The 18324-nt window shown below is 70.2% G+C and carries 19 protein-coding genes; 10 read left to right on the forward strand and 9 right to left on the reverse strand.

Features of this window, described 5'->3' with window-relative positions; genetic code table 11:
• Positions 1-127 precede the first annotated feature (127 nt).
• Complete coding sequence (locus ABT004_RS23640; RefSeq protein ID WP_351340263.1) at positions 128-610, forward strand: MarR family winged helix-turn-helix transcriptional regulator; 483 nt, start codon at positions 128-130, stop codon at positions 608-610.
• Here the strand turns inward: ABT004_RS23640 and ABT004_RS23645 are convergent.
• Both ABT004_RS23645 and ABT004_RS23650 read right to left on the reverse strand, forming a co-directional pair.
• A complete protein-coding gene (locus ABT004_RS23645) occupies positions 543-1295 on the reverse strand; it encodes a response regulator (protein WP_351340266.1) in 753 nt (250 codons plus the stop codon). The genes ABT004_RS23640 and ABT004_RS23645 overlap by 68 nt on opposite strands.
• On the reverse strand, positions 1292-2494 hold the full coding sequence (locus tag ABT004_RS23650) for a sensor histidine kinase (protein WP_351340268.1): 1203 nt from the start codon (positions 2492-2494) through the stop codon (positions 1292-1294). The genes ABT004_RS23645 and ABT004_RS23650 overlap by 4 nt, the downstream gene beginning before the upstream one ends.
• Positions 2495-2636: 142 nt before the next feature.
• On the opposite strand from ABT004_RS23650, the gene ABT004_RS23655 reads away from it, so the two are divergent.
• Positions 2637-3779: a glycosyltransferase 87 family protein gene (locus tag ABT004_RS23655; protein WP_351340270.1), complete on the forward strand. Its 1143-nt coding sequence runs from the start codon at positions 2637-2639 to the stop codon at positions 3777-3779.
• Positions 3776-4945 carry a glycosyltransferase family 4 protein gene (locus ABT004_RS23660; protein WP_351340272.1) on the forward strand — a complete coding sequence of 390 codons (1170 nt, stop codon included), beginning with the start codon at positions 3776-3778 and terminating at the stop codon, positions 4943-4945. Before ABT004_RS23655 ends, ABT004_RS23660 begins: the two co-directional genes overlap by 4 nt.
• 66 nt (positions 4946-5011) lie before the next feature.
• Here ABT004_RS23660 and ABT004_RS23665 read toward each other — a convergent pair whose 3' ends face one another.
• From ABT004_RS23665 to ABT004_RS23675, 3 genes are all read right to left on the reverse strand, one after another.
• Positions 5012-6355, reverse strand: coding sequence for an amidohydrolase family protein (locus ABT004_RS23665; protein WP_351340275.1), 1344 nt, complete (start codon positions 6353-6355; stop codon positions 5012-5014).
• Between the two features lie 61 nt (positions 6356-6416).
• Complete coding sequence (locus ABT004_RS23670; protein WP_351340277.1) at positions 6417-6914, reverse strand: nucleoside deaminase; 498 nt, start codon at positions 6912-6914, stop codon at positions 6417-6419.
• Positions 6911-8314 (reverse strand): purine-cytosine permease family protein, encoded by a 1404-nt coding sequence (locus ABT004_RS23675; RefSeq protein ID WP_351340280.1) that lies wholly within the window; start codon positions 8312-8314, stop codon positions 6911-6913. Before ABT004_RS23675 ends, ABT004_RS23670 begins: the two co-directional genes overlap by 4 nt.
• Positions 8315-8559: 245 nt before the next feature.
• On the opposite strand from ABT004_RS23675, the gene ABT004_RS23680 reads away from it, so the two are divergent.
• On the forward strand, positions 8560-10083 hold the full coding sequence (locus ABT004_RS23680; protein WP_351340282.1) for a PucR family transcriptional regulator: 1524 nt from the start codon (positions 8560-8562) through the stop codon (positions 10081-10083).
• Between the two features lie 16 nt (positions 10084-10099).
• Here the strand turns inward: ABT004_RS23680 and ABT004_RS23685 are convergent, their stop codons facing one another.
• The 4 genes from ABT004_RS23685 to ABT004_RS23700 all read right to left on the reverse strand — a co-directional run bounded on the left by ABT004_RS23685 (position 10100) and on the right by ABT004_RS23700 (position 13128).
• Positions 10100-10522 carry an ATP-binding protein gene (locus ABT004_RS23685; protein ID WP_351340284.1) on the reverse strand — a complete coding sequence of 141 codons (423 nt, stop codon included), beginning with the start codon at positions 10520-10522 and terminating at the stop codon, positions 10100-10102.
• Positions 10522-11400 (reverse strand): MEDS and STAS domain-containing protein, encoded by an 879-nt coding sequence (locus tag ABT004_RS23690; protein ID WP_351340287.1) that lies wholly within the window; start codon positions 11398-11400, stop codon positions 10522-10524. Before ABT004_RS23690 ends, ABT004_RS23685 begins: the two co-directional genes overlap by 1 nt.
• 265 nt (positions 11401-11665) lie before the next feature.
• A complete protein-coding gene (locus ABT004_RS23695) occupies positions 11666-12280 on the reverse strand; it encodes a TetR/AcrR family transcriptional regulator (protein ID WP_351340289.1) in 615 nt (204 codons plus the stop codon).
• The gene (locus ABT004_RS23700) at positions 12280-13128 is read right to left on the reverse strand and encodes an oxidoreductase (RefSeq protein WP_351340291.1); all 849 of its coding nucleotides are present in this window, start codon (positions 13126-13128) and stop codon (positions 12280-12282) included. Before ABT004_RS23700 ends, ABT004_RS23695 begins: the two co-directional genes overlap by 1 nt.
• A 152-nt stretch (positions 13129-13280) precedes the next feature.
• Here ABT004_RS23700 and ABT004_RS23705 point away from each other — a divergent pair, with 152 nt between their 5' ends.
• Genes ABT004_RS23705 through ABT004_RS23730 form a run of 6 tightly spaced genes read left to right on the forward strand, consistent with a single transcriptional unit; the run spans position 13281 to position 18233 of the window.
• Complete coding sequence (locus ABT004_RS23705) at positions 13281-14183, forward strand: helix-turn-helix transcriptional regulator (protein WP_351340294.1); 903 nt, start codon at positions 13281-13283, stop codon at positions 14181-14183.
• 2 nt (positions 14184-14185) lie between these two features.
• Positions 14186-15172: an aldo/keto reductase gene (locus ABT004_RS23710; protein WP_351340297.1), complete on the forward strand. Its 987-nt coding sequence runs from the start codon at positions 14186-14188 to the stop codon at positions 15170-15172.
• 58 nt (positions 15173-15230) lie between these two features.
• Complete coding sequence (locus ABT004_RS23715; RefSeq protein WP_351340300.1) at positions 15231-15665, forward strand: cupin domain-containing protein; 435 nt, start codon at positions 15231-15233, stop codon at positions 15663-15665.
• On the forward strand, positions 15662-16519 hold the full coding sequence (locus ABT004_RS23720) for an aldo/keto reductase (RefSeq protein ID WP_351340302.1): 858 nt from the start codon (positions 15662-15664) through the stop codon (positions 16517-16519). The genes ABT004_RS23715 and ABT004_RS23720 overlap by 4 nt, the downstream gene beginning before the upstream one ends.
• 53 nt (positions 16520-16572) lie before the next feature.
• A complete protein-coding gene (locus ABT004_RS23725) occupies positions 16573-17241 on the forward strand; it encodes a Type 1 glutamine amidotransferase-like domain-containing protein (protein ID WP_351340305.1) in 669 nt (222 codons plus the stop codon).
• A 47-nt stretch (positions 17242-17288) separates the two neighbouring features.
• The gene (locus ABT004_RS23730; protein ID WP_351340308.1) at positions 17289-18233 is read left to right on the forward strand and encodes a threonine/serine dehydratase family protein; all 945 of its coding nucleotides are present in this window, start codon (positions 17289-17291) and stop codon (positions 18231-18233) included.
• Positions 18234-18324: the final 91 nt, after the last annotated feature.

The following is an 18324-nucleotide window of genomic DNA, read 5'->3' on the forward strand; positions in this document are numbered from 1 at the left end:
GATGTGCATCATGCAATATAGTTTCATCATGCACATCAATTGCATCATGCACAAGCCGAGGTTGTCGGAGCGCGGGGCAGTCGTGCGCGATGATGGAGCGACGCGTTGACGCAGGAAGGGCAGAGGCATGGATGAGCGGGAGCGCCGACTCGACGATTTCGAACGGGAGCTGACGCTCCTGTCCCGCCACTTCGTCTCCTCGCGCGGCCCCCGCGCAGGCCTGACCCTGGAACGCTCCGCCTACGTTCTGCTCACCCGCCTGCAGGCCGGCGAGCCGCTCACGCTCAAGGAGCTGGCACACACCTTCCAGCTCGGCATGTCCACCATCAGCAGGCAGGTCGGAGCCATGCTCGACAAGGGCCTGGTGGAGCGCCTCCCTGACCCCGATGGCGGCATGGCACGCAAGTATCGGCCCACCCCCCTGGGTCTTGACCGACTCCGGGTCGACCGGGCCATCAACCTCGAGGGCGCCGCACGCCTCATCGACGCCACGCAATGGACGGACCAGGCGACGCGTCAGTTCCTGACCCTGCTCGGCGAACTCAACAGGAGTATCGAACAGTTGGAAGGGCTGCCGTTGAACCGCTCGGGGCAGGACGCGAAGGGCTGACGCCGGTTCCCACCTGAACCAGTCCCCACTCGTACGCGACGATCACGGCCTGTGCCCGGTCCCGGAGCTCCAGTTTCGCGAAGAGCCGGTTGATGTGGGTCTTCACGGTGTGATCCGTGATGGTGAGGCGTCCCGCGATCTCCGCGTTGGACAGCCCTCGTGCGATCAGCGTGAGCACCTCCGCCTCGCGCGTCGTGAGCTCTCCCACGGAGTGGGCCGGAATCCGTGACGCGCGCGCATGCACGAATGTGCTGATCACCCGCTTGGTGATTTCGGGCGAGAGCAGGGCGTCGCCGGCCGCCACCACCCGTACCGCGTGCAGCAGTTCGGGGAACGTGGCGTCCTTGAGGAGGAAGCCGCCCGCTCCGGCCGCGAGCGCGTCGTACACGTACTCGTCGAGGCCGAAGGTCGTCAGCATCAGCACCTTGGTCGTGCCGTCGGAGGCGGCCAGGATCTCGCGGGCCGCCTCGATGCCGTTCTTGTTCGGCATCCGGATGTCCAGGAGCGCGAGGTCGGGCCGGGTCTCGGCGGCGATGCGCACCGCCTGCGCCCCGTCCCCGGCCTCGCCCACGACCTCGATGTCCTCCTGGGTGCCCAGCAGGTTCACAAAGCCGGTGCGGACGACCGCCTGATCGTCGGCGACCAATGCCCTGATCACACCCAACTCCTTCTCCGCGTCCATCATTTGGCCTCCCAGGGAAGCTCTGCCTCCACCAGGAACCCTCCGTCCGGGCCCGCGCCCGCGGTGAGCCGGCCCCCGACCAGGGCCGCCCGCTCCCGCATCCCGGTCAGACCGTGGCCCGCACTGGAGCCCGGACCGGAACCGGGTCCCGGGCCGTCGTCGTGAATGCGCAGGGTGAGCAGTCTGTCCGCGCCGTAGTCGATCTCCACCACGGTACGGGCGCCGGGCGCGTGCTTGCGCGCGTTGGTCAGCGCCTCCTGGGCGATCCGGTAGGCGGACAGCTCCCACACGGCGGGCAGCGACACCCGCGTGCCCGTGACCCGCAGCTCGGCCTCGCCACTCACCACCCGGTGCTGCTCGACGAGTTCGGCGAGATGGGAGAGCGTCGGCTGCGGCGCGGTGAGGGCGGTGTCGCCCTGCCCCTGGGAGGTGCGCAGTACGCCGAGCAGACGGCGCAGTTCGGCCATCGAGGAACGGGCGGTGTCGGCGATCTGCTGGAAGCCGTCCCGGGCGTCGGGGGTGAGTCCCGGGGTGGTGTACGTGGCGCTCTCGGCCTGCACGGCGATCATCGACACCGAGTGCGAGACGATGTCGTGCAGCTCACGGGCGATGGCGGCCCGCTCGGCCTCTGCGGCCTGCTGTCGCTCCATCGCGATCAACTGGCCCTGCGCCAGGTTCCGTTCATTGCGGGTCTCCTCCCGGGAGCGCACCGCGTCACCCATCATCACGGCCCCGAAGATGACCACGGTCAGCAGGAGCGACTCGGCGAACAGGCTCAGGGAATCGTGCTCCCACAGCGCGGGCACCGGCAGGTTCATCCCGGCCCATGTGTTGATGTGTACGAGGTTCACGCACAGCGCCCCGAGTGCACCGCCCGCGACGGTGATCGCGGGGTGCAACACCCGGTTACGGCCCAGGGTGTAGCAGCCGATCAACCCGCTCACCACGATCGAGACGTACAGGTTGACGTCCCCGGCGAACCCGATCAGCCCCGCGGCCACAGTGAGCACGGTGACCGGCGGGAACGACCGCCGCCACACCAGCGAGGCGGCGGAGACGAGCACCCCGATCGTGGTGGTCACGGACCCGGGAAAGAAGACCAACTCCACCACGGCGCCGACGGTCTGGGCGCCGCCGGTGACCCAGGGGTAGGCGGGTGCGGCGATCCAGGCGCGGAACCGCTGCTGAAGGGGCGTACTCATACGTCCATGGTCCAGGTCGGCGCGGGCAAGCGCGTCACCGCACGGGTTGAGGTCGGCGGCGGATGTCATGCCACGGGTTGAGTCACAGGTGCGGAGCCACGGTTGACGCCCTCCGGCCCGCGGATTCGTAGCGTCGACGGACATGACCAGAAGCCTTCAACGGTACGTGCGGCACATCCTGCCTGCGCCGTATGCGCGGTACGAGCCGTACGCATGGGCCGCGTGTGCCGTCGCCGCGCTGGGCCTCGCCCTGGCCTCGGATCTGCGGCCGCACCAGGTGTGGGGCGCGGCGGCGGCCGGGGGCTACGCGCTCGCGGCGGTCCTGGCTTGCGACGCGCGCTCCCGCCCAGCTGCCCGGCCGGTCGCGGTGGTGGGGGCCGTGATGGTGCCGCTCGTCTGGCAAGTGGCGGCGGGGCTCGGGCAGTTGGAGCTCACGGTCGTCGAACGGTCGGGGCATCTCCTGTTCACGACGGGCAGTCCGTACGTCACCGATCCCGTGGCCGTCGCCGACTTCAACCCGTACCTGCCCGGCATGGCGCTCTTCGGTGTGCTGCCGGGTGATGCCCGCTGGTGGCTGGGCGGCACCTTCGTGGTGTGCCTCGTCGCGGGCGGCCTGTACCGGGGGTGGTTGTTCGCCTGCCCGCTGGTCGCGCTGCCGCTCGCGGTGGGTGGAGTCGACCTGCCGGTGGTCGGTCTGATGTGCCTCGGGCTCGTCCTCGCCGAACGGGGCCGGCCGGGCCGGGCGGGCCTGGTACTCGGCGTCGCTGCCGCCCTCAAGTGGACGGCCTGGCCCGCGTTTCCCGTGGTGCTCGCACTGATCGCGGCGTGCCAGGGCGGGCGGCCCGCGCTGCGGTACGCGGCCGTGGCGCTCTCCACCACGACGGCGGCCGTGCTGCCCTTCGCCCTCATCGACCCCGCCGGCTTCTACCGAAACGTCGGCGCCTTCCCACTCGGCCTGACCGACACCACCTCGCCCGCCGCGAGTCCACTGCCCGGGCAACTGCTCGCCACGTACGTCCCCGGAGGCACGGTGATCACGCTCACGCTCCTCACGGTGAGCGCGCTCCTGCTCGCGGTGTCGGTGATGGTCCGACCACCAAAGTCCGCACGGGCGGCGGCTGTCCGGCTTGCCCTCGGCCTGGGCCTCGCCATCGCCCTGATGCCCGCGACGCGCTTCGGCTATCTCGTCCATCCGCTGGTGCTCGGCGCGACGGCGTACGGGGCACCACGGCGCCGCGCCACCCTCACCCCCACCACGGACACCAGGGAGAAGGCCCTCGCATGAGCCGTACGCTGATCGTCACCAACGACTTCCCGCCCCGCCAGGGCGGCATCGAGACCTTCGTCCGCGAACTGGCCGACCGTTTCCCGCCCGACGAGGTGGCCGTCTTCACCTCGACGCCGGCTGCGACACCGACACCGACACTGACGCCGACGGCCTCGGTATCCGACGAGACCTTCTCCTACCCGGTGATCCGCCACCGGGGACGCACCCTCCTGCCCACCCCTCGAGCCACCGCACACGCCGCGTCCGTGGCCCGCCGGTACGGCTGCGACCGCGTGTGGTTCGGCGCGGCAGCGCCCCTCGGGCTGATGGCGGGCCGCCTGCGGGCGACGACGGACATCCGTACCGCCGTCGCCACCACACACGGCCACGAGGCGTGGTGGGCCCGCACCCCCGGCGCCCGCGGCCTGCTGCACCGCATCGGCACACAGGTCGACGCCGTGACCTGGCTGGGCGCGAGCACCCGTCGGCCGATCGAAGCGGCCCTGGCTCCCGGCACCCGCACCGCACGTCTGGTCCCCGGCGTGGACACCACGGCCTTCCGCCCCGGTCTGGACGGCGGCCCGGTGCGGGCCCGCTACGGTCTGGGCCGGCGGCCAGTGATTCTGTGCGCCGCACGTCTGGTGCCACGCAAGGGCCAGGACACTCTGATCAGAGCCCTGCCCTGGATCCGCAAGACCGTCCCCGACGCCATGCTCCTCCTGGTCGGCGACGGACCGTACGCCGCCGCACTACGCCAACTCGCCGTGACGGAGGGCGTCTTGGACGCGGTCGTCTTCGCGGGCGGCCACCCCCACCACACCCTCCCCGCCTTCTACGCCGCCGCCGACGCCTTCGCCATGCCCTGCCGCACCCGCATGCGCGGCCTGGAGGTGGAGGGCCTGGGCATCGTCTACCTGGAAGCCGCCGCGTCCGGACTCCCCGTCCTGGCAGGCGACTCAGGCGGCGCCCCGGACGCGGTACGCGACGGCGAGACCGGCCATGTCGTCGACGGCCACTCGGTGGCGGCGACGGCGGACCGACTCACCAGACTCCTCCGCAACCCCGAACTCGCCCACAGCATGGGCGAGAAGGGGCGCCACTGGGTCCGGACGGAATGGACCTGGTCCCACTCCTACGCCACGCTGGCCGGGATGCTTCAGCCTGGGGAGTGGCAGGGGGAGTGAGCGCCGCCGGACCGCGGCTGAGTCCCGCCTGGTTCCGTGGAGTTGTGTTCAGCGGTGCCGGGTGTGTCACCCCACGAGTCCCTTCGTGAGGGTCGCCCGGCGGCGGAACAGGTCCTCGGCCGCGGCCTGCGCCTCCAGACGTACCTTCTCCGTGTCGACGGAGCGCACCGTCCCGCCGTCCACGAGCAGTTCACCGTCGACCCACACCTGGTCGACGTCCGCGGCGGACGCGGAGAACACCAGGTGGGGGACGGCGTTGAAGTCGTCGCCGTGGAGGAGGGGAGTGGTGTGGAGGCGGCGCAGGTCGACGGTCACCACGTCGGCCCGCTTGCCCGCCTCCAGCGAACCCGTGACGCCGTCCAGGCCCAGGGCGCGGGCGCCGTCCCGGGTGGCCATGTCGAGGATGTCCCACGGGTCGCCGGTCGTCGGGTCGAGGGAGGTGACCTTCTGGAGCAGAGAGGCGAACTTCATCTCCTCCAGCAGGTCCAGGTTGTTGTTCTCCTTCTCGCCGTCGCTGCCGATACCGACGGCGATGCCTCGCGCACGCATGTCGGCGACGCGGGCCGGGCCCGACGACAGCTTCATGTTGGAGCACGGGCAGTGGGCGACGCCCGTGCCCGTCTCGGCGAGCAGATCGAGTTCGCGGTCGTCGAGCCACACGCAGTGGGCGACCACGGTGCACGGTCCGAGGATGCCGCGGTGGTGGAACTCTTCGATGGGGCGGCGGCCGAACTGCCGTACCGACTCCTCGACTTCCCAGGTCGTCTCCGATGAGTGGGTGTGCAGGCCGGTGTCGAACTCCTCGGCCAGGGCGGCGGCCGCCCGGAAGGCGTCCTCGCTGCAGTAGAAGAGGTGCTCGAGACCGACCCACGAGCGGACCCGGCCGCCCGCGTACGTGCGGTAAGTGTCCAGTAGGCGGCGGTTGGTCTCCAGGGACTCGAAGTAGTCGTAGCCGGGCAGATCGGCGACGTAGGGGACGAGAGTCGCGCGGATGCCGACCTGTTCGGCGGCGCGCGCCGAGCCCTCCATGTGACGCCACATGTCCATCACGGATGTGGTGCCCGCGCGCAGCGACTCCGTGTAGCACAGCAGCGACGCGGCCTCGGCGATCTCGGGGGTGAGCGCCTTGTGGGCCGGGTCCACGTAGTCGCGCAGCCAGTCCCACAGCGACTTGGACTCGGCGGTGCCGCGCAACAGGCCGGAGTGCAGGTGGGTGTTGTGCAGCCCGGGGATGACGGCGTGACCGGTTGCGTCGATCACCTGGGCGTCGGTGGTGGCGAAGGCCTCCGGGCGGTCGACGGCGACGATGCGGTCGCCTTCCAGGAGGACGGAACCGGGGTCCAGGACGGCCTTCGTGCCGTCGCAGGGAATGACGATGCCGTTGTGGATGAGTGTGCGGTGCGGCGACATGGTGTGCTCCTCAAGACCGGTGCGGGAGGCGGCGGCGGGTTCAATTCCGTTGGCAGCGGACTCAGTTCCAGAACCCGGCGTGGACGGCGGACGCCTCCTCGTGCAGGCACGGGCCGACCACCTCGACCGCGCGCTGACCGCTGGCCAGGACATCCCGGCAGGGCAGGGCCATCGTCGGGTTCTCGGGGTTCGCGCCGGTCAGGGCGAGGAGTTCGTCCTCGCCGAGGGCGTAGGCGACCCGGCCGATGCCGCTCCAGTAGACGGCTCCGGTGCACATCGCGCACGGCTCCGTGGAGGTGTAGAGCGTCGCGCGGGCCAGCGCGCCACGGTCGTACGCGCGCGTGGCGAGGCGCACCAGATTGGTCTCGGCGTGGCCGGTGGCATCCCGTTCGGTGACAACGGTGTTGCCGGCCTCCAGAACCTGCTCCCCGTCCAGGACGAGCAGCGCGCCGAAGGGGTGGTTGCCGGCGTCGCGGGCCTGCGCGGCCCTGGCGATCGCCGCTCGCAGGAACAGCTCATCTTGTGCGGTGGGTGCGGTGGATGCGGCCGTGGTGGTCATGTCTGGCTCCTCAACGTCTCGTACGTAGTGGGCAGTTCGGGCACGCGGGGGCGCGGGCACAGCACCGTGTACGCGACGCCCGCCACCGCGAACCCGACGAACAGGCCGAACGAGCCGAGCGCCGGATGCGCCGCGGCCAACGGCCCCGTGTACAGGGACTGGTTCATGAACGGCAGCTCGGCGGCGACCGCGAGCAGTACGCAGGGCAGGCCCCGGCCGAAGCGGTGCCCCGGGTCGTACGGGTCCGCGACCGCGCGCCGCCCCCGCCCCCAGTACGCGACGATCATCACCGCACCCCACGGCGCCAGCCAGTAACCCGTCATCAGGAGAAAGTCGTTGAGCTGCGTCGCGAAGTCACCGTGCCCCGCGTACCAGGCGAGCCCGGTGCCGAGGCCGCCGACGACGAGCACCGACACCCAGCGCGCAAGGGCGAACCCGGCGACGAGCGCCGCCATCGCACCCGAGTACAGGTCGATGACCGTGGAGGCGAGCGTGGAGAGCAGCAGGCACAACAGCACCACCGTGCCGAGCGCGTGCGGCAGCAGGCCACTGACCATCGCACTCGGGTCGTCGAGCCCGCCCGCCGTGCCGAGCGCCGCACCGAGCGATCCGATCCACACCCCGGCGACCGCGCAGCCACCACCCGCCGCGAGGAAGACCCGGTGCGGCCGGCTCTGCCGCGGCAGATAGCGGCTGTAGTCGGACGCGTACGCGGACCAGCCGAGCACGCGCGCCGCGGTGACGGCGACGACCAGCAGGAACGCCGCTGTTGAGCCGTCGGCCGGGTCGACGGGCGCCGTCGCCCGCGCCGCCCCGAAGCCGTACGCCGACATCACCGCGAACACCACCACGAGGACCACCGCGAGCACCCGCTCAACGGTGTGGATCAGCCGGTAGCCGACGACCGCGATGCCCACCTGGGCCAGTGCCATCAGGGCGAGGGCCGGGGCGAAGCCGATGCCCGTCAGGTCCCGCAGGAGGTAGATGCCGAGGAGCGAGTCGACGACACACCAGCCGACGCCGTTGACGACGGTGAACGCCGCGGACGGCAGGTTCCCGAGCCGCCCGAACGGGCCGCGCGACTGCACGAGTTGGAGCACACCGGTGAGCGGCCCGCGCGTGGAGAACAGGCCGACCAGGGCAGAGCTGAGCAGGGTGCCCGTGAGGATCGCCAGGACGGCGGGCAGCAGGTCGAGGCCGAACACCGACGTCGAAAGGGCGCCCACACTGAGCGTCGCGAACTGCACGTTCGCGCCGAACCACAGCGTGAACAGTGACCAGGGGCGGCCATGCCGACGTGTGAGCGGGACGGGTTGGGCTCCCAGGCGTTCGATGGCCGAGGGACGTTCGATGGCTGAGGGAGGTTCGACGGTCGAGGGACGTTCGGGGTCGGCGCGCATGATGGCTCCTCACCAATACAGGACGGGGGAGTACGGGAGCGGGGGAGGTGCGGGTGGGCATGCGGCTCGTTGCGTCCCTCAGTGAACCGGCGGCGCCGCCCGAGCGGGATTGCACAGCTCTCCAGACGCACGGCCGCTTTCGCGCGGCGGGCCCGTACTATGCTCCAAACCCCGTGCACGCCGGTGTGCATCCCTGTAACACGAGTCGCCGGCCCGTACGTGGGCGGCGTCGAGGAGGCCGACCGGTGCAGCTCGCCGAACTGCTCGCGATGTCGAGGCTCGGGCTGCAGCCCGTCGTGGAGCCCCGCGCCGAGAGCCCGCGTGTCCGGGGCGTCTACACCACCGACCTGCCGGACCCGGGACGCTACCTCGACGGCGGTGAACTCGTCCTGACCAGCACGACCTGGTACCAAGAGCCGCGCGACGCCGATGTGTTCGTCGCCGCCCTGACCGGGGCCGGAGTCGCCGCGCTCGTCGCGGGAACCGCGGATGTCGGCGCGCTGCCCGAGCCGTTGGCCGACGCCTGTGCCCGGCACGGCCTGACGCTGCTCACCGTCGACGACGACGTGTCGTTCGCCGCGCTCACCGAGACCGTGCTCGCGGCGCTCGGCGGCGGCCACCGCCGAGCGCCGTCCGCGAACCTGCACCGCGGCCTGGTCGCGAGCATGGCCGCTGGCGAGGGCGCCGAAGGACTCATCGACGTGTTCGCGCGGGCCACCGGTGTGTGGTGCGCGGTGCTCTCCGCGACCGGTGTGCCACGGGCGGGCGGTGTCCCCTCGATGAGCGAGCGGCAACTCGCCCGCGCCCACCACGACGCGCTCGGCGCCGGTGGCTTCCCCGCCGTACGATCCGTCCCCGGCCAGGGCGAACTCACCCTGTTCCCCGTCCAGTCACCCGCCGCGCACCGCCCGCCCGCCGGGTACCTCGCCGCCTCGGGCGACTACCGCGACTGGGCGCCGGGCGTGGCCGACGCCGCGTGGGAGGTGTGCGCGCTGCTCGCGCTCGACGGCGCGGCCACGCAGGAACGCCGCCGCATCGAGGCACGTTTCCTGCGCGAGGCCGTCGACCTGCTCACCGACGGCCGGGAGGAGGCGGCCGCCGCCCGCCTCACGAGCCTCGGGCTCACGCTTGAAGCCCCTCTGAGCGCGGTCTACGTGAGCACCACCGGCAGCCCGTACGGGGCCGAACTCGCCGCCACCGTCCTGGAGGACGTCGCCGATCGGCACCCGGGCTGTTCGGTGCCGATTCCCGTCGAGGGCGGCGCCCACCTCATGCTCGTACCGGCCGACGACCACGACACGGCCGACGCAGCGCAACGGCTCACCCCGCTGCTGGCCGACGGCCACGCGGCCATCGGCACGGGTGGGCCGACCACCGGCGCGGCCGGTCTGCGCCGTTCTCTGGAGGAGGGCCGCAACGCGCTCCGGGTCGCCGCCCTCGGCACCGGCACCGTCCGCACCGCCGAGCGCGGCGCCCTCTCCTCGTACCAACTCCTGCTCGCGGCCGTCCCCGACGACGTACGCCGCTTCTACCGCGACCGGCTGATCGGCGTCGTCGAACGCTACGACGCCGACCACGGCAGCGACCTCGTGGCCACGCTCACCGTGTTCCTCGACGCGTCCGGATCCTGGCAGCGCTGCGCCGAGCAACTCCACGTCCACGTCAACACGTTGCGCTACCGCCTGCGACGGGTGGAGGAGCTCACCGGGCACAGCCTGGCCACCTTGCGCGACCGCGTCGACTTCTGCCTGGCGCTGAGTATTCGGTGAGGGCCCCTGTCGCGCTTCAGTGGGGCAGTTGCACGGTCAAGGTCACTGTGGCTCCGCTGGGGCCCGCAGTGATGGTGAGGTCGTCGGTGAGCAGGCCGGCCAGCCACAGCCCGCGCCCGTCCGCGGCGCCGTCGAGCCCGGGAGCCGGCTCAGGGATGACCGTGGCGCTGAAACCGGGGCCCAAGTCATGGATGTGGCAGGAGAGATGGCCGTTGCTGCGCTGCAACACCAGTGTGCCGCCCCCGCCCGCGTGCTCGACCGCATTGACGGCCACGGCGTCCATCGCCACGATGAACTCGCCCCGCCGGGGCTCGGTCAGCCCTTCGCGGTCCGCATGCTGCTCGACGAGCATCCGCAGCCGGGGCAGGTCGTCCTGGGCGAAGCGGGATTCCAGCAGGGTGACAACAGGTACCTCGCGGGGGCCGGGCGGGGTCGTCATCAGCGGCTCACCTCACTGAGCACCAGATGGGGCACATGACCGGCACCTGCCAGAGCCAGTACGCGGGCCGTGACCTGCTGGCAGCGCACCTGGACCGGCCCATCGGTATGGGCCCGAACCAGCCGCAGCAGGTCCACCGCACAGCCCGCGCTGAGGAAGATCAGACCGGACAGGTCCACGGTCAGATGCCGGGCTTCGCCACTGCGTCTCAGTCCCTCGCGCATGGCACCGATGAATTGCTCACGTGTAGCCAGGTCGGCCTCGCCCGCCAACTTCACCGCGCCGTCCGCGTGTTCCACGTGCAAGGCGCCCAGATGGGGCAGTAGTCGGCAAGGGTGGGTCTGGTGCATGGCCGCCAGTACAGCGGGGGTGAACCAGCGGCTGTCGTAGGCGCAGATCTCCGTATAGGGGCGCTCGGTGAACAAGTGGTGGGCGTGGGACTCGCGATACATCATCACCTCGACGTCCGCGTTCAGGTCCCCCACCCAGTGCATGTCGATATAGGCGCGCAGCCCGCGATAGCCCTCGGCCAGGGCACGGTCGGTCTCCTGCGTGATGCGCTGCCACTGCCGATCGGGAGTGAACCCGTCCTCGGGGTGAATGAGCGCGCGCATGCTGCTGACCACCAACTGACCGCGCTCGCGGGCGGCGCCCAGCAGAGCGCCCGGCACGTCGAGCCGTCTCCACACCTCGCCCTCGGCCAGCTGAGGCGCGGCGAAGATCATCACCTTCTCCCGCTTCACCACACCCGTCCAGGCGAAAGCGGACACCACGTCACGGCCCGCGTCATCGTCGTCATAACTGACAAAGGCGTGGTCGCCGGGCCGGAGCTGTTGCACCGGGACCGTACCGGCAGATGCCGAGCCAGTGCTGGCCATCCCTCACCTCATCCATGACGGCCCACGAGACAAATACGCGGACATGCTAGTGATCTGCAACGAATAGCCATGCGATTGCCCGGTTATCGCAACGATCTGACAGAAGTGCCGCTCAGGACGATCGAAAAAATGCACGGAGACGCCGTATTTCACGCCGGATCGGCGGGATGGCGTGCAATGTCAGGTTCGGGCCGAGATCTCGTCGGCTTGTCCTGCCGAAACCGCGAGGCCCGGTTCTTGTGCTCCACCGTCTATGCCAGATGAATCAGACGGTCAGGCCGGCGCTGACCAGCCAGATGTGTTCGCAAGTCTCCGACGCATCTTGGAGCTTCTCGCGGGACTCCTGCGAGGCGTGGTAGAAGGTCCGCTCGATCATCCAGCACAGGGCGCGTGCCATCGCCGGGGCCTGGTCCGGTGCGGCGCCGGCCTGGATGCCGGCTCGTTCCAGGACGGCGGTGATAGCCGCGATGAACAGGTCAGCCGTGTGGTTCCACAGCTCGCCGATCTCCGGCACTGTCAGGGACAGGTCGATCGCCGTGCGCATGACCAGGCCGTGCTCGTTCCACAGGTCGACCGTGCGCCGTATGGCTGCCGCGATGGCCTGGCGCGGCTCATCGGCCTGCGCGGTGACCCGGGACCGTTCCCACAGGTGCTCAACCGTCCGGGCCACGAGCGCCGTGACCACTTCTTGCTTGGAGCCGAAGTAGAAGTACAGGGCGCCGCGTGTGATGCCGGCGCCCTGGGCGATGTCGCCGACGGTCATGGCGTCGTAGCCCTTCCGCGCCAGCAGAGCTTCGCAGGTGTCCAGAATGGCCCGCTCCCGGACATCGCCCTTGCGTTCGGCGGCACGTCGGCTTCGCGTGGGGTGGTGGCCGGGCATCAGAGCTGAGCACCCTCGGCGAAGTCGGTCGTACGGGAGAGCGTCTCCCATGCGCGGATCTCCTCGTCCACGGCCGTGCGCGCGGCGGTGACCAGTCGCAGCGCGTCCGAGCCCAGGACGAGGTGGGCCGGCGGCTGGTCCACCGTCGTGATGTGCACGACGGCTTCCCCGGCCTTGGCCGGGTTGCCCAGTTGGTTCCCGCTTGCCTTCTGCCGCGCTTCGCGGATGGGGGTGAACAGCTCGTCGTAGTCGTCGATGGACTGCGCGGCGCGTGTCATGGACCGTCCGGCCCAGTCGGTACGGAAGGAGCCGGGCTCGATCGCCGTCACGTGGATCCCGAACTGCGCGACCTCCTTGCCCAGCGCCTCAAGGATGCCTTCCAGCGCGAACTTGCTGCCGCAGTAGGCGGACATGCCGGGCACGGCCATGAGCCCGCCCATGGAAGTGACGGCCATCAGGTGTCCGCGGCGACGCCGGCGCATGTGGGGCAGTGCTGCCTGCAGGGTGGCCACTGTCCCGAGTACGTTGACCTCGAATTGCCGCCGCACCTCGGCCAGCGGCGTCTCCTCGAAGGTGCCCTCCAGGCCATAGCCGGCGTTGGCGACGACGACATCCAAAGCTCCGACGCTCTGCTCTACCTCTGTGATCACATTCGAGACGGCGTCGCCGTCCGTCACGTCCAGGATGCGGCCGTGAGCCTGCCCGGGGCCGAGCTCTTCGAAGGCCCGCAGGTCCTTCTCCGAGCGGACTGTACCGACGACGGTGTGCCCGGCGGCCAGGACCGCTTGGGCGAACGCACGTCCGAGGCCCGTGCTGACGCCGGTGATGAGCCACTTCTGTTCCTGCATTGTTCTCCCAGCTGGGACTCGGAAGGAGCCTGGTTGCTCCCTCACCTCAAAGTCTACACACCGTCGATTTTTGTCATCGTCGTGCAGATTCCGGCGAGGGGCGTACTGGCAGGGCATCCCTCACAGCGGCTTCGCGCCTTAGCGTGGAACGCATGGACGCGAGGGCCAGCAATGAAGCACGGGAGTTCCTCATGTCCCGACGAGCGAACCTCACGCCCGAACAGGCGGGGCTGCCGGTTTCCGGGCACCGGAGGGTGGCGGGCCTGCGGCGCGGCGAGGTGGCGATGCTCGCGGACGTGAGCCCGGAGTACTACGCGAAGATCGAGCGCGGCCGGCTGGCCGGTGTCTCGGACGCCGTCCTGGAGTCGCTCGCCCGGGCGCTGCGGCTGGACGACGCCGAACGCGAGCACCTCTTCGACCTTGCCCGAGCGGCCAATGGCGCGGCGCGGCCCGTGCGCAGACGCGGGTCGAAGAAAAAATGGGCGCCCAGGGACAGCCTGGCCCGCGCGCTGGACGCCATCGCCCTCGGGCCCGCCTTCGTACGCAACGGCCGCATGGACGTCCTCGCCACCAACCCTCTCGGGCGCGCCTTCTACGACGAGGTGCTCGACGGCCCCGGCCAGGGAAACCTGGCGCGCCACTGCTTCCTCGACGAACGGGCCGAGGAGTTCTACCCCAACTGGGAGGCGGCCGCGGACGTCACCGTGTCGATCCTGCGCACTGAAGCCGGCCGGGACCCCCGGGACAAGCAGCTGCACGACCTGATCGGCGAGCTGTCCACGTGCAGCGACGCATTCCGCACCCGGTGGGGAGCACACAATGTGCGCCGCCACGGATCGGGCACCAAGGAGTTCCACCACCACGAGGTCGGCGACCTCACCTTGACGTACGAGGGGATGGAGCTGACCGCCGAGCCGGGCCTGTCCTTGCTCATCTACGCCGCGGAGCCCGGTTCGCCCAGCCAGGAGCGCCTGCAACTGCTCGCGAGCCTCGCCGCGACGCCCGCCGCGGGTCCGCCGCGCGGCGGACACCGGACCTCGACCCAGGAAGGTTGATCATGCACACCAGAACCCTCGGACAAGGCCTGGACGTGTCCGCGATCGGGCTCGGCGCGATGGGCATGTCCCAGAGCTACGGCCCCAACCCCGGCAGCCGCGACGACATGATCGCCGTGCTGCGCTCCGCGGTCGACGAGGGAGTGACCTTCTTCGACACCGCCGAGGTCTACGGGCCCTACGTGAACGAGGAGCTGGTCGGTGAGGCGTTGGAGCCGATCCGCGACCAGGTCGTGATCGCCACGAAGTTCGGCTGGGACATCCAGGACGGCCGGAGTGTCGGTCTCGACAGCCGTCCCGAGCAGATCCGCCGGGTGGCGGAGGCATCCCTGCGGCGGCTCCGTACCGACATGATCGACCTCTTCTACCAGCACCGCGTCGATCCCGACGTGCCGATCGAGGACGTCGCGGGCACGGTCGGCGAGCTGATCGCGGAGGGGAAGGTCGGGCACTTCGGGCTCTCCGAGGCCTCGGCCGCCACCATCCGCGCGGCACACGCCGTGCACCCCGTGACGGCGGTCCAGAGCGAGTACTCGCTCTGGACGCGGGATCCCGAGGCCGAGGTGCTGCCCACACTCGCCGAACTCGGCATCGGATTCGTGCCGTTCAGCCCTCTCGGCAAGGGATTCCTCACCGGAGCCGTCGACACGTCCACGGTCTTCACCGACGGGGACATCCGCCACCGGGTCCCGCGTTTCCAGGCGGAGAACCTGGCTGCGAACCAGGCGCTCGTCGCCCACGTTCGGCAGCTCGCCGAAACGAAGGGCGCGACGCCGGGCCAGACAGCGCTGGCCTGGCTGCTCGCACAGCAGCCGTGGATCGTGCCGATCCCCGGCACCCGCCGCACGGCACGCATCCAGGAGAACAACGCCGCGACGGCCGTCGCGCTGTCCGCGGACGAGGTGGCCGATCTCGACGACCTCGCGCAGCGGGTCGGCGTCAGCGGCGACCGCTACAACGCCGAGCACATGACGTACGTCAATCGCTAGGCGCGACGCGCCGGAACAGCAGCGCGACGCGCTGGAACAGAAAGAAGGAACGAACGAAATGACCGCCAACGAATTCGACCAGATCTTCCCGCTCGGCGAGAAGAACGACGCCTTCGCCCAGTACTTCACCGGCCAGAGCTACCTGGCGCCGCTCGCCCCGGGAAGCGTCCCCGTCAGCAACGTCTCGTTCGAACCGGGCTGCCGCAACAACTGGCACATCCACCACGGCACGGGCGGCGGCGGTGACCAGATCCTGCTGTGCACGGCGGGAAGCGGCTGGTACCAGGCCGACGGCGAGGACCCCATCAGCATGGAGCCGGGAACGGTGGTCCGCGTCCCGGCGGGCACGAAGCACTGGCACGGCGCGAAGGCCGACTCGTGGTTCTCCCACGTCGCCCTCATCACGCCCGGCGAGGGCGTAAGCAACGAATGGCTCGAACCCGTCACCGACGAGGTGTACGGCGAGCTGCCGAGGAACGGAGCGACCGCATGACCATCCTGGACGACACCTACACACTGTCCAACGGCGTCGAGATCCCCAAGCTGGGACTCGGCACCTGGTTCATCGACGACGACAAGGCGGCCGAAGCGGTCCGCGCGGCCGTGGAGATCGGCTACCGCAACATCGACACCGCCCAGGCCTACGGCAACGAGCGCGGCGTCGGCGAGGGCGTACGCACCGCCGCCGTACCCCGCGACGAACTGTTCGTCTCGACCAAACTCGCCGCCGAGATCAAGGACTACGGCCGGGCGGTCGAAGCGATCGACGCGTCACTGGCGAAGCTCGGGCTCGACCACATCGACCTGATGCTCATCCACAGCCCGCAACCGTGGGACGACTTCCGCGGCGGCGACTACGCCGAGGGCAACCGCGAGGCCTGGCGCGCGCTCGAAGAGGCGCACAAGGCCGGCAAGATCCGCTCCATCGGGGTGTCCAACTTCCAGCAGCAGGACCTGGAGAACATCCTGCGCGGCGCGACCGTCGTACCGCACGTGAACCAACTGCTTGTCCACGCCGGCAACACCCCCTCCGGCCTCCTGGCCTACTGCGAGAGCAAGCAGATCCTCGTCGAGGCGTACTCGCCGATCGCCCACGGCGCCATCCTGCAGAACGCCGAGGTCAAGGCGATGGCCGAGAAGTACGGCGTCTCCGTCCCGCAGCTGTGCATCCGCTACACCCTGCAACTGGGCACGGTGTCTCTCCCCAAGACGGCGAACCCCGCACACATGCGCTCCAACGCCGAAGTCGACTTCGAGGTCTCCGACGTCGACATGGACGCGCTGCGCGGCCTGCGCCACGTGGACTACGGGGAACACAGCGCGTTCCCCGTCTACAGCGGCAAGTAGGCCAGGGCCCCGGGCTCGTTGCGCGCGCCCGTCGGCCGTGCTTGGCTCGCGCGATGAACTTTCTGTTGACGGCGAGTGGCTTGCGCAACGAGACACTCCGGGGTGCACTGCGGGACATGCTGGGCAAGCCGTTCGGATCGGCGAACGTCGTGTTCGTTCCCACGGCGTCGGTCGCCGAGCCCGGGGACCATGGGTGGTTCGTCGAGGACCTGAACCGCCTGCATGGCCTCGGCTGGCGGGAGTTCGACGTCCTGGAGCCGAACGGCCTGCCCCGGCAAGTGGTGCTCGACCGGCTGCTCCACGCCGACGTCATCTATGTCGAGGGCGGCAACCACTACCACCTCGCGCGCAGCATCACCGGCAACGGTCTGGCCGAGGGCTTCCTGGAGGCGCTGGAGGACCGGGTCTATGTGGGGGTCAGCGCCGGGTCGATGGTCTTCAGCCGTCATCTCACCGAACACTCCGCCGACATCATCGGGGACTCCAAGGACCTCCACCTGCTCGGTGCGACGACCGTGGAGCCGCCGTTCGGCCTCTTCGACTGGTATCTCAAGCCCCACCTGTACTCGCCGAACTTCCCCGAGCGGGACGACGCCTGGGTCGATGGCATCGTTGAGCGGGCGGACTTCCCGATCTACTTCATCGACGACGACACGGCCGTCCGCGTCAGGGACGGCAAGGTGGATGTCGTTTCTGAGGGCCGCTGGAGGTTCCATCAGTGACTCAACACGTCGTAAGGAGCCCCGGACACAACTGTGAGGAGCGCGCGATGATCGGTATGGAGGAGCTGGAAGCCGCGGCGGACAGGATCGCCGGTCACGTGGTGCGCACTCCCACGGTGACCAGTCCGGGGCTGAGCACACTGTTCGGTGTTCCCGTGACGGTGAAGCTGGAACTGCTGCAGCGCACCGGGTCGTTCAAGGCGCGCGGTGTCGTATCGAAATTGCTCACGCTGACCGGCGAGGAGCGCGCGGCCGGTGTGGTCGCGGTGTCCGGCGGCAACCACGGTGTGGCCGTGGCGGAGATGTCCGCCGTCCTGGGAGTGCGCGCCACAGTCGTGATGCCGCGCAGCGCTCGGCCACGCTCGGTGGAGATCGCTCGTGCCGCCGGTGCCGACGTGCAACTGACCGCCACTGTGGACGAGGCCTTCGCCCTCATGGAGCGGCTCCAGGCAAGCGGGCTCACGCCGTTGCACCCGTTCGCCGATCCGGTGGTGATCGCGGGCCAGGGCACGGTGGGGCTCGAACTCGCCGCGGACGCGGGCGAGTTGACGGACGTGCTGGTCTCCATCGGGGGTGGCGGATTGATCTCCGGCGTGGCGGCGGCGCTGCGGGCTCTGCGACCGGGCGTACGCGTCTGGGGTGTGGAGACCACTGGTGCCGATGCCATGTCGCAGGCGCTGGCCCGCGGCGGTCCTGTGCCGGTCGCCGTCGACTCGCGCATCCCCACGCTCGGCGCTCCCAGCGTGTCCCCGCTGACCTACGACATGGTGCGCGACCTGGTCGACGAAGTGCTCGTCGTACCTGAGACGCAGGCCTTCGCCGGCGTGCAGGAGCTGGCCGAGCACGCCAAGGTGTGGGCCGAGCCCGCCGCGGGCTGTCTCGTGCCCGCGGCCCGCCGCGTCCTGGCCAAGACCGGCGAAGGCGCGCGGCTCGGACTGGTGGTCTGTGGCGGCAACGTATCCGTGGATGAAGTGGCCGCATACATGGGCTAGTAGTGCTTCGTTAGGTTCTGGCTCTGGTGAGCGGACGGCCGCAGGTGGTGCAGATGCCGGTCCAGCACCGCAGCATGTCCTGGAGGGTGTC

Source organism: Streptomyces sp. NPDC002790 (assembly GCF_040295505.1).
Classification (GTDB): domain Bacteria; phylum Actinomycetota; class Actinomycetes; order Streptomycetales; family Streptomycetaceae; genus Streptomyces.